The 16,288-nt window shown below is 34.4% G+C and carries 21 protein-coding genes; 8 read left to right on the top strand and 13 right to left on the bottom strand.

The features are described 5' to 3' along the window. Positions 1 to 231: 231 nt before the first annotated feature. Positions 232 to 654, top strand: coding sequence for an HIT family protein (locus tag BLE01S_RS19500; protein WP_066146482.1), 423 nt, complete (start codon positions 232 to 234; stop codon positions 652 to 654). 172 nt (positions 655 to 826) lie between these two features. Here BLE01S_RS19500 and BLE01S_RS19495 read toward each other — a convergent pair whose 3' ends face one another. Then, positions 827 to 1,006 (bottom strand): hypothetical protein, encoded by a 180-nt coding sequence (locus tag BLE01S_RS19495; RefSeq protein ID WP_066146479.1) that lies wholly within the window; start codon positions 1,004 to 1,006, stop codon positions 827 to 829. Positions 1,007 to 1,075: 69 nt separating this feature from the next. Continuing rightward, entirely contained in the window at positions 1,076 to 1,495 is a 420-nt protein-coding gene (locus BLE01S_RS19490) for a DUF2262 domain-containing protein (protein WP_066146476.1), read from the bottom strand. Between the two features lie 623 nt (positions 1,496 to 2,118). On the opposite strand from BLE01S_RS19490, the gene BLE01S_RS19485 reads away from it, so the two are divergent. Further along, positions 2,119 to 2,643, top strand: coding sequence for a tryptophan transporter (locus BLE01S_RS19485; RefSeq protein ID WP_066146473.1), 525 nt, complete (start codon positions 2,119 to 2,121; stop codon positions 2,641 to 2,643). 31 nt (positions 2,644 to 2,674) lie between these two features. On the opposite strand, the gene yhzF is transcribed toward BLE01S_RS19485, so the two are convergent. Continuing rightward, the gene (gene yhzF / locus BLE01S_RS19480; RefSeq protein ID WP_066146469.1) at positions 2,675 to 2,869 is read right to left on the bottom strand and encodes a membrane protein YhzF; all 195 of its coding nucleotides are present in this window, start codon (positions 2,867 to 2,869) and stop codon (positions 2,675 to 2,677) included. Positions 2,870 to 3,020: 151 nt separating this feature from the next. Here yhzF and BLE01S_RS19475 point away from each other — a divergent pair, with 151 nt between their 5' ends. Together BLE01S_RS19475 and BLE01S_RS19470 are read left to right on the top strand one after the other, a co-directional pair. Then, a complete protein-coding gene (locus BLE01S_RS19475; protein ID WP_066146466.1) occupies positions 3,021 to 3,389 on the top strand; it encodes a YtxH domain-containing protein in 369 nt (122 codons plus the stop codon). A gap of 378 nt (positions 3,390 to 3,767) precedes the next feature. Further along, the gene (locus tag BLE01S_RS19470; protein WP_066146463.1) at positions 3,768 to 4,337 is read left to right on the top strand and encodes an HTH-type transcriptional regulator Hpr; all 570 of its coding nucleotides are present in this window, start codon (positions 3,768 to 3,770) and stop codon (positions 4,335 to 4,337) included. Between the two features lie 8 nt (positions 4,338 to 4,345). On the opposite strand, the gene BLE01S_RS19465 is transcribed toward BLE01S_RS19470, so the two are convergent. Continuing rightward, positions 4,346 to 4,675 (bottom strand): DUF1878 family protein, encoded by a 330-nt coding sequence (locus tag BLE01S_RS19465; RefSeq protein WP_066146460.1) that lies wholly within the window; start codon positions 4,673 to 4,675, stop codon positions 4,346 to 4,348. 148 nt (positions 4,676 to 4,823) lie between these two features. Here BLE01S_RS19465 and BLE01S_RS19460 point away from each other — a divergent pair, with 148 nt between their 5' ends. Both BLE01S_RS19460 and BLE01S_RS21225 read left to right on the top strand, forming a co-directional pair. Beyond that, positions 4,824 to 5,357, top strand: coding sequence for a DUF3267 domain-containing protein (locus BLE01S_RS19460; RefSeq protein ID WP_066146457.1), 534 nt, complete (start codon positions 4,824 to 4,826; stop codon positions 5,355 to 5,357). Positions 5,358 to 5,637: 280 nt separating this feature from the next. After that, entirely contained in the window at positions 5,638 to 5,868 is a 231-nt protein-coding gene (locus BLE01S_RS21225) for a hypothetical protein (protein ID WP_411825147.1), read from the top strand. A gap of 186 nt (positions 5,869 to 6,054) precedes the next feature. Here BLE01S_RS21225 and BLE01S_RS19455 read toward each other — a convergent pair whose 3' ends face one another. Together BLE01S_RS19455 and BLE01S_RS20625 are read right to left on the bottom strand one after the other, a co-directional pair. Continuing rightward, positions 6,055 to 6,147 (bottom strand): YjcZ family sporulation protein, encoded by a 93-nt coding sequence (locus BLE01S_RS19455; RefSeq protein WP_066146454.1) that lies wholly within the window; start codon positions 6,145 to 6,147, stop codon positions 6,055 to 6,057. A gap of 87 nt (positions 6,148 to 6,234) precedes the next feature. Then, positions 6,235 to 6,321: a YjcZ family sporulation protein gene (locus BLE01S_RS20625; RefSeq protein WP_082788834.1), complete on the bottom strand. Its 87-nt coding sequence runs from the start codon at positions 6,319 to 6,321 to the stop codon at positions 6,235 to 6,237. Positions 6,322 to 6,553: 232 nt separating this feature from the next. Here BLE01S_RS20625 and BLE01S_RS19450 point away from each other — a divergent pair, with 232 nt between their 5' ends. Then, the gene (locus BLE01S_RS19450; RefSeq protein ID WP_066146451.1) at positions 6,554 to 7,474 is read left to right on the top strand and encodes a peptidylprolyl isomerase; all 921 of its coding nucleotides are present in this window, start codon (positions 6,554 to 6,556) and stop codon (positions 7,472 to 7,474) included. A 64-nt stretch (positions 7,475 to 7,538) separates the two neighbouring features. Here BLE01S_RS19450 and BLE01S_RS19445 read toward each other — a convergent pair whose 3' ends face one another. The 4 genes from BLE01S_RS19445 to BLE01S_RS19430 all read right to left on the bottom strand — a co-directional run bounded on the left by BLE01S_RS19445 (position 7,539) and on the right by BLE01S_RS19430 (position 13,167). Beyond that, entirely contained in the window at positions 7,539 to 7,724 is a 186-nt protein-coding gene (locus BLE01S_RS19445; protein ID WP_066146448.1) for a sporulation YhaL family protein, read from the bottom strand. An 82-nt stretch (positions 7,725 to 7,806) separates the two neighbouring features. Next, positions 7,807 to 8,751 (bottom strand): 3'-5' exoribonuclease YhaM, encoded by a 945-nt coding sequence (gene yhaM / locus BLE01S_RS19440; protein WP_066146444.1) that lies wholly within the window; start codon positions 8,749 to 8,751, stop codon positions 7,807 to 7,809. A gap of 171 nt (positions 8,752 to 8,922) precedes the next feature. Then, positions 8,923 to 11,925 (bottom strand): ATP-binding protein, encoded by a 3,003-nt coding sequence (locus BLE01S_RS19435; RefSeq protein WP_066146441.1) that lies wholly within the window; start codon positions 11,923 to 11,925, stop codon positions 8,923 to 8,925. Between the two features lie 12 nt (positions 11,926 to 11,937). Further along, entirely contained in the window at positions 11,938 to 13,167 is a 1,230-nt protein-coding gene (locus tag BLE01S_RS19430) for a metallophosphoesterase family protein (protein ID WP_066146437.1), read from the bottom strand. A gap of 132 nt (positions 13,168 to 13,299) precedes the next feature. Between BLE01S_RS19430 and BLE01S_RS19425 the strand changes: the two genes are divergently transcribed. Continuing rightward, complete coding sequence (locus BLE01S_RS19425) at positions 13,300 to 13,485, top strand: YhzD family protein (protein WP_066146434.1); 186 nt, start codon at positions 13,300 to 13,302, stop codon at positions 13,483 to 13,485. Between the two features lie 347 nt (positions 13,486 to 13,832). On the opposite strand, the gene BLE01S_RS19420 is transcribed toward BLE01S_RS19425, so the two are convergent. The 3 genes from BLE01S_RS19420 to BLE01S_RS19410 all read right to left on the bottom strand — a co-directional run bounded on the left by BLE01S_RS19420 (position 13,833) and on the right by BLE01S_RS19410 (position 16,263). Next, positions 13,833 to 14,615: an enoyl-CoA hydratase gene (locus BLE01S_RS19420; protein ID WP_066146431.1), complete on the bottom strand. Its 783-nt coding sequence runs from the start codon at positions 14,613 to 14,615 to the stop codon at positions 13,833 to 13,835. Between the two features lie 271 nt (positions 14,616 to 14,886). Beyond that, the gene (locus tag BLE01S_RS19415) at positions 14,887 to 15,753 is read right to left on the bottom strand and encodes a Cof-type HAD-IIB family hydrolase (RefSeq protein ID WP_066146428.1); all 867 of its coding nucleotides are present in this window, start codon (positions 15,751 to 15,753) and stop codon (positions 14,887 to 14,889) included. Positions 15,754 to 15,909: 156 nt separating this feature from the next. Next, positions 15,910 to 16,263, bottom strand: coding sequence for a YlbF/YmcA family competence regulator (locus BLE01S_RS19410; protein WP_066146424.1), 354 nt, complete (start codon positions 16,261 to 16,263; stop codon positions 15,910 to 15,912). Positions 16,264 to 16,288 lie beyond the last annotated feature (25 nt).

Raw genomic sequence — 16,288 nt, 5'->3', positions numbered from 1 at the left:
TCTTGATTATCGATCTTGAACAACTGAACAAGGGAGATGATTGCGTTGGGCATGCTAATGAAGATTCGGATTTTTCTTTAATGAAACCAATTCAATGAATTGGCGAAAAGAAACTTTCCAAGTATCCGCTAACCCCTTCAACGTGCAGGGTTTTCTTGAAACCCTGCACGTTTCCACTTTTATTGGCTTATGGTAAGATTATCATATCATATACATAAGAGGTGGATATCTATGAGTAACTGCATTTTTTGTAAAATTGTCAACGGAGAGTTGCCATCAACAAAAGTTTATGAAAATGATGATGTTTTAGCATTTCTTGATTTAAGCCAAATTACCAAAGGACATACCCTTGTTATTCCCAAAATACATAATGAAAACATTTATGATTTATCACCGGCAATTGCTGCGAAACTATTTGAAGCGGTACCTGCTATTTCTAGGGCTATTAATAAGGAATTCGAACCTCAAGGACTAAACCTATTAAATAATAATGGTACATTCGCTGGACAAGCAGTCTTCCATTTTCATTTACACCTGATTCCTCGCTATGATGAGAACGATGGATTTGATACAAAATATATTAGCCATCAAGAAGATTACACAAGGGAAGACTTGGAAAACATTGCTCACGGCATATCAAAAAATATACAATAATTATGACGAAAAACTTTTGCAAAGTTGCAGGAGTTTTTTCTTTTATACTCAAAATTAATTCACGTTTCTTTATTTTTGGGAATAGCCTCCAATATTTTATTAAATGTGCTAATGATCAATACATAATGTGAAGTAAACCACCGTTGATTCCGCTTCAGGATAGTTGTTCCACTCATGCAAACATAGTAAATAACTCTTTACCTTCTTGCTGATTCGAAATTATAGAGAATCCCGTGTTGAATAAGATAGAGTCGACTTTTAAAAACTTTTTCACACAAGTAATTACGACAAGATTGAAAATGGCTGCTTCTTTGGCATATTTGGGTTTGATTTTTATAAATGGTTTGATCATTTTTTCTACTTTGTTTCACATTCACGTTCGTTAGCATAACAACTTCTTACTCATAAACAAAAATAGTTATTAACCGTATATTTGGGAAGATTCATATTCACCATTTTCATTTACATCTACAACAATTATATGTCCCCAAAACAAATCACCGTCATTATAATACAATTCTGCATTACCTTCACAGAAAAACAAAATACCTTCTAGCTTTATTCGGTTTACAAACTCCTCTTTAGAAATTATTTCACCTTCATTCCATGTTTCATTATGTAATTCAATTAGATCATCAGAAGTTTTTCTTTTGTAACTCTCTTCTTGTTTCTTGATTATATGAAGTGTTTTTTCTACTGATTTCAGAACGGTACCTCTATCATAATCTTCAATTGAGATTGTAACATCTATAAAATACTCATTTTTAAATTCAATTTTTCCCGTGTATTCATCAGATTCAGAATCATAATCAAACCCAAGAAAATGATTGTTTGTTTCCATTATAATTACCCCTTCATACATTTTTGTATGTAAACTAGTTAATAGTTCTTCTTCCCTTTTCGCTTGATCAAGGTATAATTTTCCTTTATTTTTATTTCGCCACTATTTGGCTTCTCCCTTTTTTTACTGAATTTTTCTTTTTACTTTATCTCCTTTCAGATGTTTATATATAGGAAAGCCCTTGAATTATCGTATTAGAAGTTATATTACATGAATGGGTAGCTGACTAAAAGTGTTTTAAACAAACTCTATTATTAATTATCAATCTTTATTATTACTCCTGATACCTGCCTGCGCATTGATAAGACTGAATACTATACTCTTCGGTGTCTCTAAAAAAAGATATCAGGAGTTTGCCCCTCCTGTTCTTTTTAAAGTTTGGAATCATAATCGTTTAGTACATTGCACCCCATATTGGTGGTATTGATAGCAAATATATATAGTTATTGCGCTTTTTACTTAATAACATTCAAATGTAATTGCATGTTCTATATTCAAAAAAATCACTTCATTAATTTATAGTCATATGATACAATATTCTTAATCTTTCGCTGGCAGCAATGAGTGCATGTCCAGGAAAGGAACACAGAAGAGAGTAGCTGAGAAGAGGAGAGATTTTACAAATGAATACAAGAACACTAGTTGTTTTAGCAATGTTGATGGGAATTGGCACAGCGCTTCACTTTATTATTCCACCAGTCATCTTAGGAGTAACTCCTGACATGATGCTTTCTATGATGTTTTTAGGAATTGTGCTATTTCCTGAAAAGAAAAATGTATTATTACTTGGGATTGTTACAGGGCTTCTGACTGCTCTTACTACTGGCTTTCCAATGGGGCAAATACCTAATATCATTGATAAGCCAATTACAGCCTTTGTGTTTTTTGGATTATATGTTCTAGTCGTAAAAAGACTACCTGGTATTGCTGGTATAACAATCTTATCTGCAATTTGTACAATTGTTTCTGGAATCCTATTCCTTGGGAGCGCATGGGTTTTATTTGAATTGCCAGATGCTTTTATTGTGTTGTTTGCTGGAGCTGTTCTCCCTGCAACCCTATTGAATGCTATTGTATTATTTATTCTTTATCCTATTGTTAAAACGATTTTAAAAAGAACGAAATTACTTAAAGAAGTACACGTATAAATACAAAAGAAGAACCTAGATAGGTTCTTCTTTATTTTGTAAATAGAGCAATCAATACTCCGATAATAATAAAAATTAATCCTGCAACTCCAAGAGTTAGCGCTCTTTGTCTTAATACTTTTTTAGGGGGATAAATACCAGGCCTCTGGAATGACGCTATATAGTATAACGTTCCTATAAGCAGTATTGCACCGAGAAAAAATACAACAGTCATGACACCATTCACTCAGCTCACCTCAGTAAAACTGCTATTTTTTATCATCCTATGCGAAAATATGTGTTTCCATGATTCCTAAAGGGTAAAGATTGATGCAGGAGTTTTTAAACTTATGTAGAAAAGGTTAAAATAAGAATATATTATAGTCGAGGTGATCAGATTGAAAGCAAAAGCATTAGCATACGGATTATTAATTGGTGGTGCAGTAGGTGCTGCAACTGCCCTACTCTCAGCGCCGCTTTCAGGCAAAGAACTCCGAAATCAGATCAAGGATTCAAAAGATAACTGGATCAGGATGGCTTACGATTTAAAGGAAGATGTGCTTGATATTAAAGATTCTGTTACGAAGCTATCTGATGAAAGTAAAGTGATTATTAAAGAACTAGCAAGTGATGTTAAAATTGCTGTTAATGAGTGGCAAAACGATATTGAGCCAAATAAAAATGCATTACAAAAAGAAATGCAAGAAATCCAAAAGACTATTGCAGACTTGGAAGAACAATTAGAGAAAAATAAAGCGACTAGTTAAAAAAACAAGCGCTCGTTCATAAGTGATAAGCCAAAGACAAGACAGCGAGAAGATTGATCTACAAATCGGCTTTGACCTCTTACGCTTAGTCCTTATAGCCTTACGTGAAAGTCGAGGCAATGTTGACTGAATCGCGAGCATTCCCCAGCGTCGTGCAAAAGGCAACTTAGACTGCCTAGTCCGTCGGGACAAGTACCCATGTTAGTTAATATTGGACGATGACTCGCTTTCCAAAATTATTGTTTTTAAAAAACAAAGGCATGGCCGCCTTTGTTTTTTTATTCTTCATCCGTTTCCAAAGATTTTGTAAATTTAGACCTTTATTATTTTTTGTTTTATTGGCATAATGATATAAAGACAAAAAAGGCGGGATATATTATGGCAGAAAAACAATACTCACTCATTGAATCCATGCTTTTTAGCCAACGTATGGCACAATTGAGTAAGGCATTATGGAAATCTATAGAGAAGGATTGGCAAAATTGGATAAAGCCGTATGATTTAAATATAAATGAACATCACATTTTATCTATTGCTTATCACTTAAATGGGGCCTCCATTTCTGACATCGCTCAATTCGGAGTGATGCATGTTTCTACAGCTTTTAATTTTTCAAAAAGACTAGAAGGACGAAATCTTTTACAGTTCTCCAAGAAGGAATGTGATAAGCGTAATACATATGTTAAATTAACAGAAGAGGGAGAAAACTTATTTCTTGAATTAATGGAAGTATATGAAGCAGAGAATAATTCCATTTACCAAGGAGCTTTACCATTAAGGAATCTTTACGGAAAGTTTCCTGAAATGATTGAATTAATGTCAATTGTCCGGAATATATACGGAGAAGACTTTATGGAGATCTTCGAGAAGTCATTTCATAACATCGAAACAAATTTTTCAGAAGTTGACGGAAAAATAAAAAAGGTGGAAATTGAAAAAGCTATATAGATTTTTAATCAAAGATTTTTTTGCAATACTTGCATAAGTTCTACATATATTTTCTGTTTCATACAAGCATCTATAACTTCTTCAATTGTTAATTTTGAATTTAATTGATGGAGGAATTCACTAAACAGCGGAGCATGAAAAACAAATTGTTCCGCTTTTTCTTCTTCCATCCGAATGCTCATACTTTCACATAAAGTATAGAATGCTTCCACTTCGTATTTATCTAATTTTTTTCTAATAATCAATTTATCAAATTCATAGCCGGTTTCCTGCGTTATTTTTAGTAACAATTGTTGGTGATATTCGAGTCGTTCAATTCTTGCTAATAAGTTTTCCATATCTAATTCCTCATCTAAGTTTTATCTTCTATTATTATATACTTTTTCTTAATTAAAAAGAGAAAAAATCCTATTGCTTTTATAACAATTTCATCGTAAAGTATGGTAATTGGTATACCGAATTATAAATTTTTGGAGGCTGTTATCCATGCATTGTTGGAAATCTTTTAACGTGGACAATAAGTATCTTTTTTATCGACGTTTTTTCATCTCCACGATGATCACTTTACTCGTTTTTATCACGTTATATGTTCCATTGCAATCTATTGCATCTGTGCCGCTCCAAGAAAATTATTTTATTACTTTTCTAGTTGCTTTCATTCTACTATATCCTATTCACAAATTATGTCATCTCTTGCCGATTATAAACTATTATAAATTTGTGAAAGTGAAAATGAATGTGTATTTCTATGTATTACCGATAATGAATTTAAAAGTGAAAAAACCAATCCAGAAATATCAATTTGCAATAGCATTACTATTTCCGTTTTTCTTAATCAACAGTATACTACTATTATTCGCTTTACTTATGCCCCAGTATGTTCATTATGCGACGATATTACTTGCATATCATATTGGACTTTCTTCAGATGATTTGTTCTATGCGAAAAGTTTATTATTCAGTCCAAGAGACGCACTCGTAGAGGAAAATGAACAAGGTTATGAAATTTTAGTAGAATAGAGAGTCACGATTCGTCTCTCTATTCTATATTAATCGTCTACACTTTCTAGTATATTTCCTGTCTGCAGAATTCCTTGCCAGCAATATCGACTTAAATAGGTCTAGATCTATTACCTATCATTAATTGGTCTTTGCTGCGCTCTTGTATCTTGGTATAGAATTGTGGTATTCTGTTGATGTGATTCAAATAAATGTATTAATGTCCGACTTCTCATTTTCGGAGTGAATATATAAGTAATTTTTTGTTAGCTTATTTAATAGCTTTTTCTATCTTTTTGTCATGAAATTTGCTATCGTTATACCAATAGGAGACGTAGGGGAGGATAACATATTGATCTCCACTTTTATTATTTTTGCTATTTTCATATTATACATATTCAATAATTTAACGAATACACTCTGTATAGTTAGAGAAATTCCCGAAGAACGTCAGCCCAAGGTTTTCCGAACAATCAATGTTCTACTTACCATTTTGCTCTTTTCTTCTTATATTGAAATTCTCTATACTTAAATGAGTGGTCTCATTAGCTGTTAAAAAAACCTAGCTCCTTCAGATCTTATTCGGGTCAATTGAGTTAATTTTTTCATTTTTAAGGTGTACTGCACTACAATTCATTTTTTTATATGTTTAACATACAGAAAGAGATGATTCCATTTGGAATCATCTCTTTTTGCATACGTAGATGCTATGTCTATTTTATAACCAAGATGCTCCTACGATGATCAATAAAATGAACAATACAACAATCAAGGCAAAGCCTCCGCCGTATCCTACGCCGCCTCCGCTCATTTACAACACCTCCTTCAATCCGTTCTGTTTATCTTATTCAATATTATTTTCATGTGATAGGTTATTCGCCTAGTTTTCCATTATTTTTTAACAAAGATATGCGGATCCTACGATGATCAACAAAATAAAAAGAACTACAATCAACGCAAATCCTGAATTATTAGCAAAACCCATATTGATGACCTCCTTTTTCTCTTTCGATATAGCATATGCCCCCCACCTAAGATTGGGTTAGAGTAAACGCCTATCTTTTCAATTAAAAAGAGAAATTATTTTGTTCCTTTCAAATATGTGTTATAGTATATTTTGTAGATTTAAACTGCAATTTCAATAAAGTAGTCGAAAAAAATGGAGGATTTGTACAACCTCTTAATTTAAACAGAGAAAATATAGGGAGTTGTTTTAAATGAAAAAGTGGGTATTATCCCTTTCCTTAGCCGCTGGAGTAATTGGACTTGCTGGCTGTAGTGGAGGTAACGGAGAAGCAGTTGTAAAAACAAGTGCTGGAGACATTTCAAAAGAAGAATTCTATGATGCACTAAAAGACAAATATGGTGAACAAGTCTTGCAACAGCTTGTGATCGAGAAAGTGCTTTCTAAAGAGTATAAAGTTTCAGACAAAGAACTAGACGAGCAAGTAGAAGAAGTAAAAGCACAGGTAGGTCCTCAATTCCCAATGGTGCTCGCGCAATATGGTTATAAAGATGAAGAAGAATTTCGTGAATCTTTAAAACTTAGCGTGCTTCAAGAAAAAGCTGCTACAAAAGATATCAAAGTAACGGAGAAAGAACTTAAAGAATATTACGAAAACAAACAGCCTGATATTGAAGTAAGTCATATTGTAGTGGGACCAGAAGACGAGAAGAAAATAAAAGAAGCGAAAGAAAAGCTTGATAAAGGTGAGGATTTTGCTAAAGTAGCTAAAGAATATTCTATTGACGCTACTGCTGAAAATGGTGGAAGTCTCGGTCTTATTTCAAGAGATCAACCTGATTTAGACGAAGATTTTAAAGAAGCTGCCTTTAAATTAAAAAAAGACGAAATCAGCGCTCCTATTCAAACACAATTTGGTTGGCACATCATTTTAGTGACAGATAAAAAAGAAAAAGAGCCTTTTGATAAAGTGAAAGCTGATCTGGAAAAAGAACTTAAAAAATCTAAGCTTGATGCAGATGTCGTTCAAAATGCATTAAAAGCTGAACTTGAAAAAGCAAAATTAGATGTTAAGGACAAAGACCTTAAAGCTGCATTCGATCCAATTCTTAAAGATAGTGAAGAACCGGCTGACGACACCAAAGACGATGCAGAAAAAGAAGATAAAAAGTAATTTCTTATTCATACAAAAAAAGCTGCTCCGCGCAGCTTTTTTTGTATTTAAAACTGAATATCGCTTAGCCTACTTCGTCTAATTGTTTTCTACGCTCTTTTTCTTTCTCCATTCTTTCCACATATACTTGACCTTCTTTCTCTATCCACTCTGTCTCGATTGCCCTATCTTCTTTCGCTGTTTTTATCGCCATGAATGCACTCACAAAAACCCCAGAAATCACAAGATAAATCCATATTGGTAAAGACATAAAATCGCTCCTTTCCTCTGCTTGTCCATATGATGTACTATATGCTTAATAGTATAAAAAAATGTCATCCAAATGGATGACATCAATTATGAAAAGTTGGTTTATAAAAGGAACGATTATCAAGTGGAAAAATTCGCTCTGAAAACTCCCCGGGTTTGACACGCTTCATTGTACGATCAAGCATATTCATTTTTGCATCAATATTATCAATCATATGCAATATTTCTGCTTCTTTAATCATTGGCTGCTTCGGGCTTCCCCATTCCAATTTGCCATGGTGGCTTAATACTAAATGCTGTAAAACAACTATTTCTTCTCCATGTATATCGAGTTCATCAGCAGCTTTGGCGATCTCATTTACAATAATAGTAATGTGCCCAAGTAAATTCCCTTCAACTGTATAGGTAGCAGCTACTGGACCAGATAATTCAATTACTTTCCCTAAATCATGTAAAATAATTCCTCCATACAAAAGATCCCGGTCTAGCGTAGGATATAGTTCTGAAATTGATTTAGCCAAGTCCAGCATACATACAACATGATAGCCAAGTCCAGAGACGAATTCGTGGTGATTTTTTGTAGCAGCCGGAAACTCTAAAAATCCTTCCAAATGCTTTTTCACTAAATGTCTCGTAATCCGTTGAATATTAGGATTTTTCATTTCAAAAATGTACTGTGTCACCTTATTTGAGATTTCGTCTTTGCTTATAGGAGCTGTTTCAAGCAAGTCAGCCACACTTACATTATCCTGTTGAGAAGCAGGCCTGATTTGCTTAATTTTCAACTGCAATCTTCCTCGGTAGAGATGTACTTCCCCTGCAGCTCGGACAATTGTTTCAGGTTGATACATCTTTACTTCATTATCAGATGTATCCCATAATTTCGCTTCAATATCTCCCGAACGATCTTGCAAAATTACTGTTAAAAATGGTTTCCCGTTGCTTGCAATCCCTTTTATCGCACTTTTAATAAGAAGAAAGAGATCCACTTGCTCTCCAACTTCATGTTGTAAAAGTTCCTTTGCCATTAAAACGCCTCCGATTAACTTCATTTATATAAATAAGTGCAAGCCCCATATAGAAATGGACGCTACTGCTTGACACAAATAAACCTTTTATAAAATGTGTCACTATAAAATAACCTTTTTGACTTGTAAAAAGTATATCATAACATATTGCCCGCTTCCAAAAGACCATGGTCATTCATTGTAATAAATACTAGAGCTACTATTCTTTCTAGTTAATTGGACAATATTATCTGATGGGAAATATTCTTTCATATGCTCGTGACAAGTAAAAAATAAAACTTGTGTTTTTCCACTAAATTCAGTAATCAATTGTACCATTTTATCCGTTCTTTGTTTATCAAAATTTACGAATCCATCGTCTATTATTACAGGGAATGAATAATCATCCTTTAGAACCTCAACAAGCGCAAACCTTATAGATATATACAATTGTTCTCCCGTCCCTTGACTGAGTTCAACGGGAGAAAAAGAGATCCGGTCTTTTCTTTCTACAATAAGCTTTCCATCAGGCTGAATATACAGACGCTTGTACTCACCATCTGTTAAAAAGGAAAAGTATTCCTGGGCTTTATGTATTACTTTTGGAAAACGCTCTTCCTTATATTTATTCATTGTCAAATTCAACACACGTATCGCTAAAGCATATTTCGCCCAGTTTCTCGCTTCTTCGTTGAAAATAGAACGTAATTGGTGGAAACGATGTAGTTTTTCTGTATAAGTACCACCTTCTTCTAGAATGTCCACTTGATGTCGATAAGAAGCTAGTTCGTTCCTCAACTTTTCCAACTCGATTGATTGCTGTTCTATCGTTCTTTGTAATTCTATTTGAAAGTCTTTTATTTCTTGCTCCGTTTGAAACAATGTCACAGATTCATCGGTTTTCCCTAGCTGGGAATGAAGTAATTCTATCCTATCTTTCATACTAATCATCTCGGTAAATTGTTTTGCCTTTTTACGAAAGTCTTCTTCGTTATCTGTTCCAGCTAATAGTAATAATTGATTTATAGCGGTAGTTAGGTCCCTCTTCTCTTTTTCAAGAGCGATTGCTTCGCTCATTAGCTCAGATTTTTTTTGTGTTACTTCTTTATAGATAATCTTTTTTTCTTGTTCATTTTTTATACATTCTATTAATTTAAACAAAGCTATATTTGTTTCCACTTCATTAATTCCCAATACAGATGTTATGCTTTGTAGCTCGGCAATCCAGTTTTCAGCTTTTCTCTTATCTTCTAGTAGCTGATTCGTCAGATTCTTTTTCGCTTTTAATATATGAACCAGTTCGCGTAACAACCCAAACGCATCTTCCAAACGCGAGATGGAAAAATCACTATTTATCCCTAGCGTAGATTTAATCGTGGTTAACTCGGTCTGAATACGACTGTTTTCCTCATTCAGTAAAGCTCCTTGTTTTTCTATATCTACTATTCTTTGTTCTAATTGCTCCAATAAGATTATCCACTTTTTCCATTCTTCACGTAAATGCAATTGTGTTTCATAACTAGAGACCGCTTCTGTTTCGTTTTTATCTCTTTGGGATACAGATTCTGTAATTATTTGAATCTGCTTTTGAGTCTTTTCTATCTCTCTAAAAATACCAGGATTGTCTTTTACTCGAAAATCCGGTAAGCTACTCACAAATGCATATATTATAACCAAAATGGCGAACCCCGCCACCATCCATTGCATGGTACTGATACTCCATATAAATAAACCGAGGCAAAGAAGAAGAAAAATTCCACTACTCATATATTTTTTTCTAATTCTCTCTTTTTCTTTCATCTCATAGACTGACTTTTGATCAACTAACGTTGCAAGCTCACTCTCCAATTTTTGTTTATCGAGAATAAGTTGTTCGGTTGCAAAGGATTGTTTTTGCCTCATTTGCAATTGCTTAAATTCTTCCTCACCCAACATTTCATTCTCCAAACTTTGGCACTTTTCTTCAATACCTACCTTCTCACTCCTTGTCAATTTCAATTGCGCATGAAGATCTTCTTTGCGAGAGTGCAAACGATCATACTTCTGTAAAACGTCTTTTATCTTCCCCTTCATATCAATCCCAAGATCCAAAAATGCTAGTTTGTCCCATCTTTCTTTTGGATAGTGAAGCTCTCTTCCGATTGACTCCGCTTGTTCATCATATTCTTTCATGTTTCGTTGGAGTACTACTATTTCTTCCGTTAGTTGCTCGAACCAAGCCCTTTCATTAATGATTTTTTCTGCTCGATGGTTTAATTCAGTGAAAACCTCCATTGGAACAGATCCATCTATCTCCTTATTTGCCTTTTGAATTCTATCCTGTAAAGCTTTCATTCTGCTCGAAGTCGCAATCAACCTGTCCGTATATTTTTCAAGTCTGGCTATTCCATCGACAGGGAAGATTAGCTCTCCCAATTTCTCTAAAGATTGCTCTAATAGCTCTTTTTCTTTTATAAGCGGCCATTTTTTCCATGTATCTTTAACTTCATGTAATTTATCTTGTAATATCGTTATTTCAGATTCAAGGGTTTCTATTGTTTTCTCTGCTTTTTCTTTTTCTTCTATTATTGAAATATATTGCTCATTCTTTTGTTTTGCATTTTTCAATTCGTTTGCTTGCACTTTTAAATCCCGCAATTGCTCATTCAACTGTGGTTTTCGCCCACCTGGCTTAAATAAAAGATCTAATTCTTTTTGAAATTGCTGTTCTGCATTTAATAAGACATCTGTACCTACTGTTCCTGCAGCTACCAAATAGCGACTAATATCTTCCCCTTTTAATTTTTGTATCGCTTGGAGGTCTTGAAGATTAAAGGAAAAAATACTTTGGTACATCATTCGATCCATTCCATTAAGAAGTTTATGTAGTAATTCTTCTCCGCCTTTACTACCATCTTCCAATACTATCGTCACATCACCTGCTGCCTTGCCCTTTACACGTTCAATTTTCACTTCCCCATATCCATTGAACTGCGTTATAATTTGCCCTCCATATGCTGCATGTGTTTTTGGTTCATACCTTCCCTCTGATTGCTGCCTTCCAGGGAATCCAAATAATATACTATGGATGAATGACATTATAGTTGATTTTCCAGCTTCATTTTCACCAAAAAATAGTTGTATTGTAGATAAGTTCTCTATATGAAAATCGATAAATTTACCATATCCATAAATATGCAAGCTTTTTAATTTCATTCATTCCCCCCCTCACTCTTTAAGTTTTTCCATTACGATCTTTTTAGCAGCTTCCATTAACTCTCCTTTTTCACTCTCTTCCATTTCATACAAATATCTACTAGCATAAACATGTGAGAAGAGACTGGATAAAGATTCTTCAAATTCTTCTGTTCCTAGCATGCTTTCTGAAGTTTCGTTAAGCATGTTCAAAAAGCTATCACTATATAGCGGTAAACCTGTTGTATCTTGCTCCACTTTAATATCATAGGGCCATATAAACATTTTGGCTGTATTCACTTCATCCTGTAGCATTTCTAAGAATTCTCGATTTTCAACCTTTTGTTTCACAGACTGTGATAAATAAGTTGGGTTTTCAATTGTCAATTGTAATAATATACTTTGGCTACTTCCCACAAGCATAGATTCCATCATTTTATCGCAAATGGAATATAATTCTGTTAATGTGGTATTTTTTTCAAGTATGATACTTTCCGTTTTCCACCTCAATTCAGATGTTTCAATAAACCTTAAGTGCGTAGTTCCATCCAATGATATTTTTACTTCATAACATCCTTTCTTTCCTTCTTCTTTTCGATGTCGCCCCTGAATATTACCTGGATAGACTATGTATGGATCACTGTGCAAAATTTGCCTTTGATGAATATGCCCAAGTGCCCAATAATCAAAGTCTTTTTCCAGTAACTCTTTTTTAGAAAATGGAGCGTACGGCTGGTGAGATGCGTTACTTTCTTCCCACTGACCATGTAAAAGTCCAATATGCAGATCAGCTCCGGGCAGTTTTTGATATTTTTGCACTTTCCTCTCAAAAACGTGACGCTCCGGATAACTAAATCCATATAAGTGAACGTTTAATCCATTTTTAGCTGTAAAAGAGACAGCTTCTACTTGATTATTAAATAAATGGACATTAGTTGGCATTTCAAGTGTAAGCCAATTACCCGCAAGATGGTCATGGTTACCATAAGAAATAAATGCATCTATTTCTGCCTCTTTAAGTCTTTCTAGTTGCCTTCGTAATCTTGCTTGCGCTTTAATACTTCGATCTTCACCATCAAATAAATCTCCAACAATAACAATAAAATCTACATCGCTTTCTAAAGCAGCATCAACCACTTTTTGGAATGCTGTAAACGTACTTTCCTGTATGTGTGAAAAAATTTTTTCTGGTAAATGAGACAAACCTAAAAATGGACTATCTAAATGCAAATCGGCTGTATGAATGAAACGAATTTCCTTCAATAAAGTCACCCTCCACAAACGAATATACGTTCTATCATTATACATAAAAATATTAAGATTGTCTTGATTAATAACCAAAAAAACCCTATGATCAATTCATAAGATCTTTCATCCTTTTAAGGAGGTTTTTTTATGGCAATATATAAATTAACTGCTTTCGAACAAACTGGAGAAAAAGTGCTAGACGAAGATTTTGAAGCTAATAACGATCAACTTGCAAAGAAAATAGGGATGGAAATATTAACTGAGAAAAAACTACATAATAAAACACACCGCTGCACATCCGCATTGGGCAAACTCGTGTTGTTTCATCGATAATAGAAAGAGTGGAGAGCACTTGTCCAAGGGGTAAAAGCATAAGATAAGAAGAATGAAAGGTTGCTAGCCCCTTACCTTTTTTGACATATCTTATGATTTCGAGCCCCTACACCTCTACTAAGCAATGTATAACCGCACTCATTCGTTTGGGGCAGTTGTACATCGTGATATGAATCGAAATAGCATCGAATAAAACTGAATCATAAGTTAAGAAAATTTGATTTACTTTTTAATTCACACTCTCCAAAAGGTGCCTAATCGAGTGCATAAACAATACGCAAATAATTATAATGGATCAAGCAAGTTTTCAGTGCCTTCTCATAGTGTAGAGAACATACCCAACCACATTACTCCCCTTTAAACATTGGCCTTCTTTTTTCAACAAATGCCTGAATTCCTTCACGATGGTCCTTCGATCTTCTGACTAACCATTGCGCTTGCTTTTCTAATTCTAGCGTTTTTTGTAATTTTTCACGATTTAATTCAGTATAGATTTCCTTTGTTCTGCTCATGGCTAGAAGCGGTTTTTCAAGCCATAAAGTTATGCGATGATCAATGGCCTCAGACAGATCTTCAACCGTTTCATCAATTAAACCGATATGCATTGCTTGTAATGCATCCATTGTCTTCCCTTCCCATATGAGCTGTTTCGCTTTATTTGTACCAATTCTTTCTTCCATAAAAAAATGTCCTCCACCATCTGGTATAAGGCCAATTCCGATAAAGTTCATTGCAATTTTTGCTTCTTGGCTACAAATAACATAATCTGCTGCAAGCGCCAAACTAAGACCAAGACCAGCTGCAGCACCGTCCACAGCTGCCAATGTTACTTGTGGCAAACGATAAAATGTCATAATGATCGAATGGATCTTATCCATTACGGAATAAAATTCTTGCTCCCCGTCTATTTGCAACATTTCTTTAATATCCCCACCTGCTGAAAAGTTCTCACTTTTCCCTTGCAGAATAACAATTTTTATACTTTTATCCTTCCTGACATGTTTGAAACAATGATCTAACTCATTCATCATCAATACATTCATTGCATTAAGTGATTTTGGTCTGTTGAGCGTAATATAAGCGACTTTACCTTTTACTGCAAGATGAATTGTTTGTAAATTTCCCTCCATATCATTCGCCTCCTGTTTTTAATTTATTAATACTAGATTAATTGAATGGCCAATCATTCACAATGGTAAAAAAAAACGTAAGCGCCTTTTTATGGCCTATTAGCTACTAGGTTTCTGATTTATCATAGGAAGAATCTTGATGTTTGTTACTCGCTGAGCGATGGACCTAAGATTATCACATCCTGGAACCCACAAACCGATCGTTTTATCATTTCTTTAACAAAAATTTAAGAATGAGCGAACAGATCGGAGAACTCTGTTCGCTCATTCTTTATTTAAGTACATTAATCTTTTTTAAGAAGGAAAGTGGCTGTTGCTTACGAAAATGTTCCTTCACCATATATGCAACTCCTTGATCATTATTAGAACGTGTAAGCCAATCCGCGGCTGCTTGGACTATCGCAGGTGCATTTCCCATCGAAACGCCGAGACCAGCCCACTCTATAAGAGATAAATCATCGAGACCTGCTCCAATTGCCACAACTTCATCGCGTTTGATATCAAGGCGTTCACATACATATTTCACTCCTTGAAGCTTACTTACGTTCGCTCCAACTATTTCCATTTTACATTCCTCTGTAAATATACAATCTACTTCATTATACATTTCTGCTATCGCTTTTGCTGCATCCTCTACACTTTGTTGATCATCAAAGTGCACTTCAATTTTTGGTGGGGATACTGGTTCGTCAAGTAATTTTTCGCTTACGATTTCAACAAATTGTTCCGAATAAGAAAAACGATTGGTGGATTGTAAGAAAACCCTTCCTACCATATTTTCCGGAAGTTTCACTTTATTACCTAGAGTAAATTGCTCATGGACAAGTTTAATTTGACATGAAAAGGATTCTAACAAAGCAACTATTTCTCTGGCAATTTTTTCATGAATTCTATTTACATAAATTGGTTTATTCAACTCACTTGCAATATATGCTCCTTGATGAGCAATAATGTGTGAATCAATTTTTAACGTTTTGGCCATTCTTTTTGCCGCCGGGAAATTTTTGGCAGTAGCTAAGGTGACTGTTATACCTTTATTTTGTGCATAAGCAATTGCTTCACGGGTTAATTTATGAATGCGGCCATTATCCTGCACTAATGTACCGTCAATATTAAGTACTAACATTTTATAGACCATGGTGATCCCCCTTTGTGCACTTTTCCTCTCTATATCCATATGTTTTTTGCCAGATAAGTAGAACTGTATTGACTTTATGGATTTAATATCGATCATTTTATATACATAATTAAAAAAGAGACAGGCCAATTTGGCCTGTCTCTTTACATTATAGTATTAGCCTTGCATAGAACCATAAAGGTCATCAAGCGGCTTCATAATGATTTTATTCAATTCGTTAATTGCCATGCTCATGCGCTGTTCAGCTTCCATCAATTGTGTAACCTTTTCATTTTCTTGTACACGGTTTGCTACTGTCTGTGCCTCCATTACTTCATCTTCTGTAATGTCTTGCCCAGCCATTTGCTTTTGTTGAAGTTGCATTTGTACGTTGCGGAATTCATCGAACATACCTTTTGCTTCTTCATCGTTTTCTACTGCCTCGTACATGCTTTTTAAATGCACATACTCTTCACTGTTACGCATGGCTTTTTCAAGTTCATACGCATAATCATATAAATTAGTCGTCATAATGCAAAACCTCCTCTCACGGGTA

It is taken from the genome of Lederbergia lenta NBRC 16444, assembly GCF_001591545.1.
Taxonomy (GTDB): domain Bacteria; phylum Bacillota; class Bacilli; order Bacillales; family Bacillaceae_C; genus Lederbergia; species Lederbergia lenta.
This window is presented reverse-complemented; position numbering and strand designations above follow the sequence as displayed.

Excerpts from the sequence above, each read along its gene's own strand:
- BLE01S_RS19435 (WP_066146441.1), bottom strand. The coding sequence starts at position 11,925 with ATGAAATTAAAAAGCTTGCATATTTATGGATATGGTAAATTTATCGAT.
- BLE01S_RS21225 (WP_411825147.1), top strand. The coding sequence starts at position 5,638 with ATGAAATTTGCTATCGTTATACCAATAGGAGACGTAGGGGAGGATAAC.
- BLE01S_RS19500 (WP_066146482.1), top strand. The coding sequence starts at position 232 with ATGAGTAACTGCATTTTTTGTAAAATTGTCAACGGAGAGTTGCCATCA.
- BLE01S_RS19485 (WP_066146473.1), top strand. The coding sequence starts at position 2,119 with ATGAATACAAGAACACTAGTTGTTTTAGCAATGTTGATGGGAATTGGC.
- yhaM (WP_066146444.1), bottom strand. The coding sequence starts at position 8,751 with ATGGCAAAGGAACTTTTACAACATGAAGTTGGAGAGCAAGTGGATCTC.
- BLE01S_RS19460 (WP_066146457.1), top strand. The coding sequence starts at position 4,824 with ATGCATTGTTGGAAATCTTTTAACGTGGACAATAAGTATCTTTTTTAT.
- BLE01S_RS19420 (WP_066146431.1), bottom strand. The coding sequence starts at position 14,615 with ATGGAGGGAAATTTACAAACAATTCATCTTGCAGTAAAAGGTAAAGTC.
- BLE01S_RS19415 (WP_066146428.1), bottom strand. The coding sequence starts at position 15,753 with ATGGTCTATAAAATGTTAGTACTTAATATTGACGGTACATTAGTGCAG.
- BLE01S_RS19410 (WP_066146424.1), bottom strand. The coding sequence starts at position 16,263 with ATGACGACTAATTTATATGATTATGCGTATGAACTTGAAAAAGCCATG.
- BLE01S_RS19495 (WP_066146479.1), bottom strand. The coding sequence starts at position 1,006 with ATGATCAAACCATTTATAAAAATCAAACCCAAATATGCCAAAGAAGCA.
- BLE01S_RS19425 (WP_066146434.1), top strand. The coding sequence starts at position 13,300 with ATGGCAATATATAAATTAACTGCTTTCGAACAAACTGGAGAAAAAGTG.
- BLE01S_RS20625 (WP_082788834.1), bottom strand. The coding sequence starts at position 6,321 with ATGGGTTTTGCTAATAATTCAGGATTTGCGTTGATTGTAGTTCTTTTT.
- BLE01S_RS19455 (WP_066146454.1), bottom strand. The coding sequence starts at position 6,147 with ATGAGCGGAGGCGGCGTAGGATACGGCGGAGGCTTTGCCTTGATTGTT.
- BLE01S_RS19450 (WP_066146451.1), top strand. The coding sequence starts at position 6,554 with ATGAAAAAGTGGGTATTATCCCTTTCCTTAGCCGCTGGAGTAATTGGA.
- BLE01S_RS19445 (WP_066146448.1), bottom strand. The coding sequence starts at position 7,724 with ATGTCTTTACCAATATGGATTTATCTTGTGATTTCTGGGGTTTTTGTG.
- BLE01S_RS19490 (WP_066146476.1), bottom strand. The coding sequence starts at position 1,495 with ATGGAAACAAACAATCATTTTCTTGGGTTTGATTATGATTCTGAATCT.
- BLE01S_RS19470 (WP_066146463.1), top strand. The coding sequence starts at position 3,768 with ATGGCAGAAAAACAATACTCACTCATTGAATCCATGCTTTTTAGCCAA.
- BLE01S_RS19465 (WP_066146460.1), bottom strand. The coding sequence starts at position 4,675 with ATGGAAAACTTATTAGCAAGAATTGAACGACTCGAATATCACCAACAA.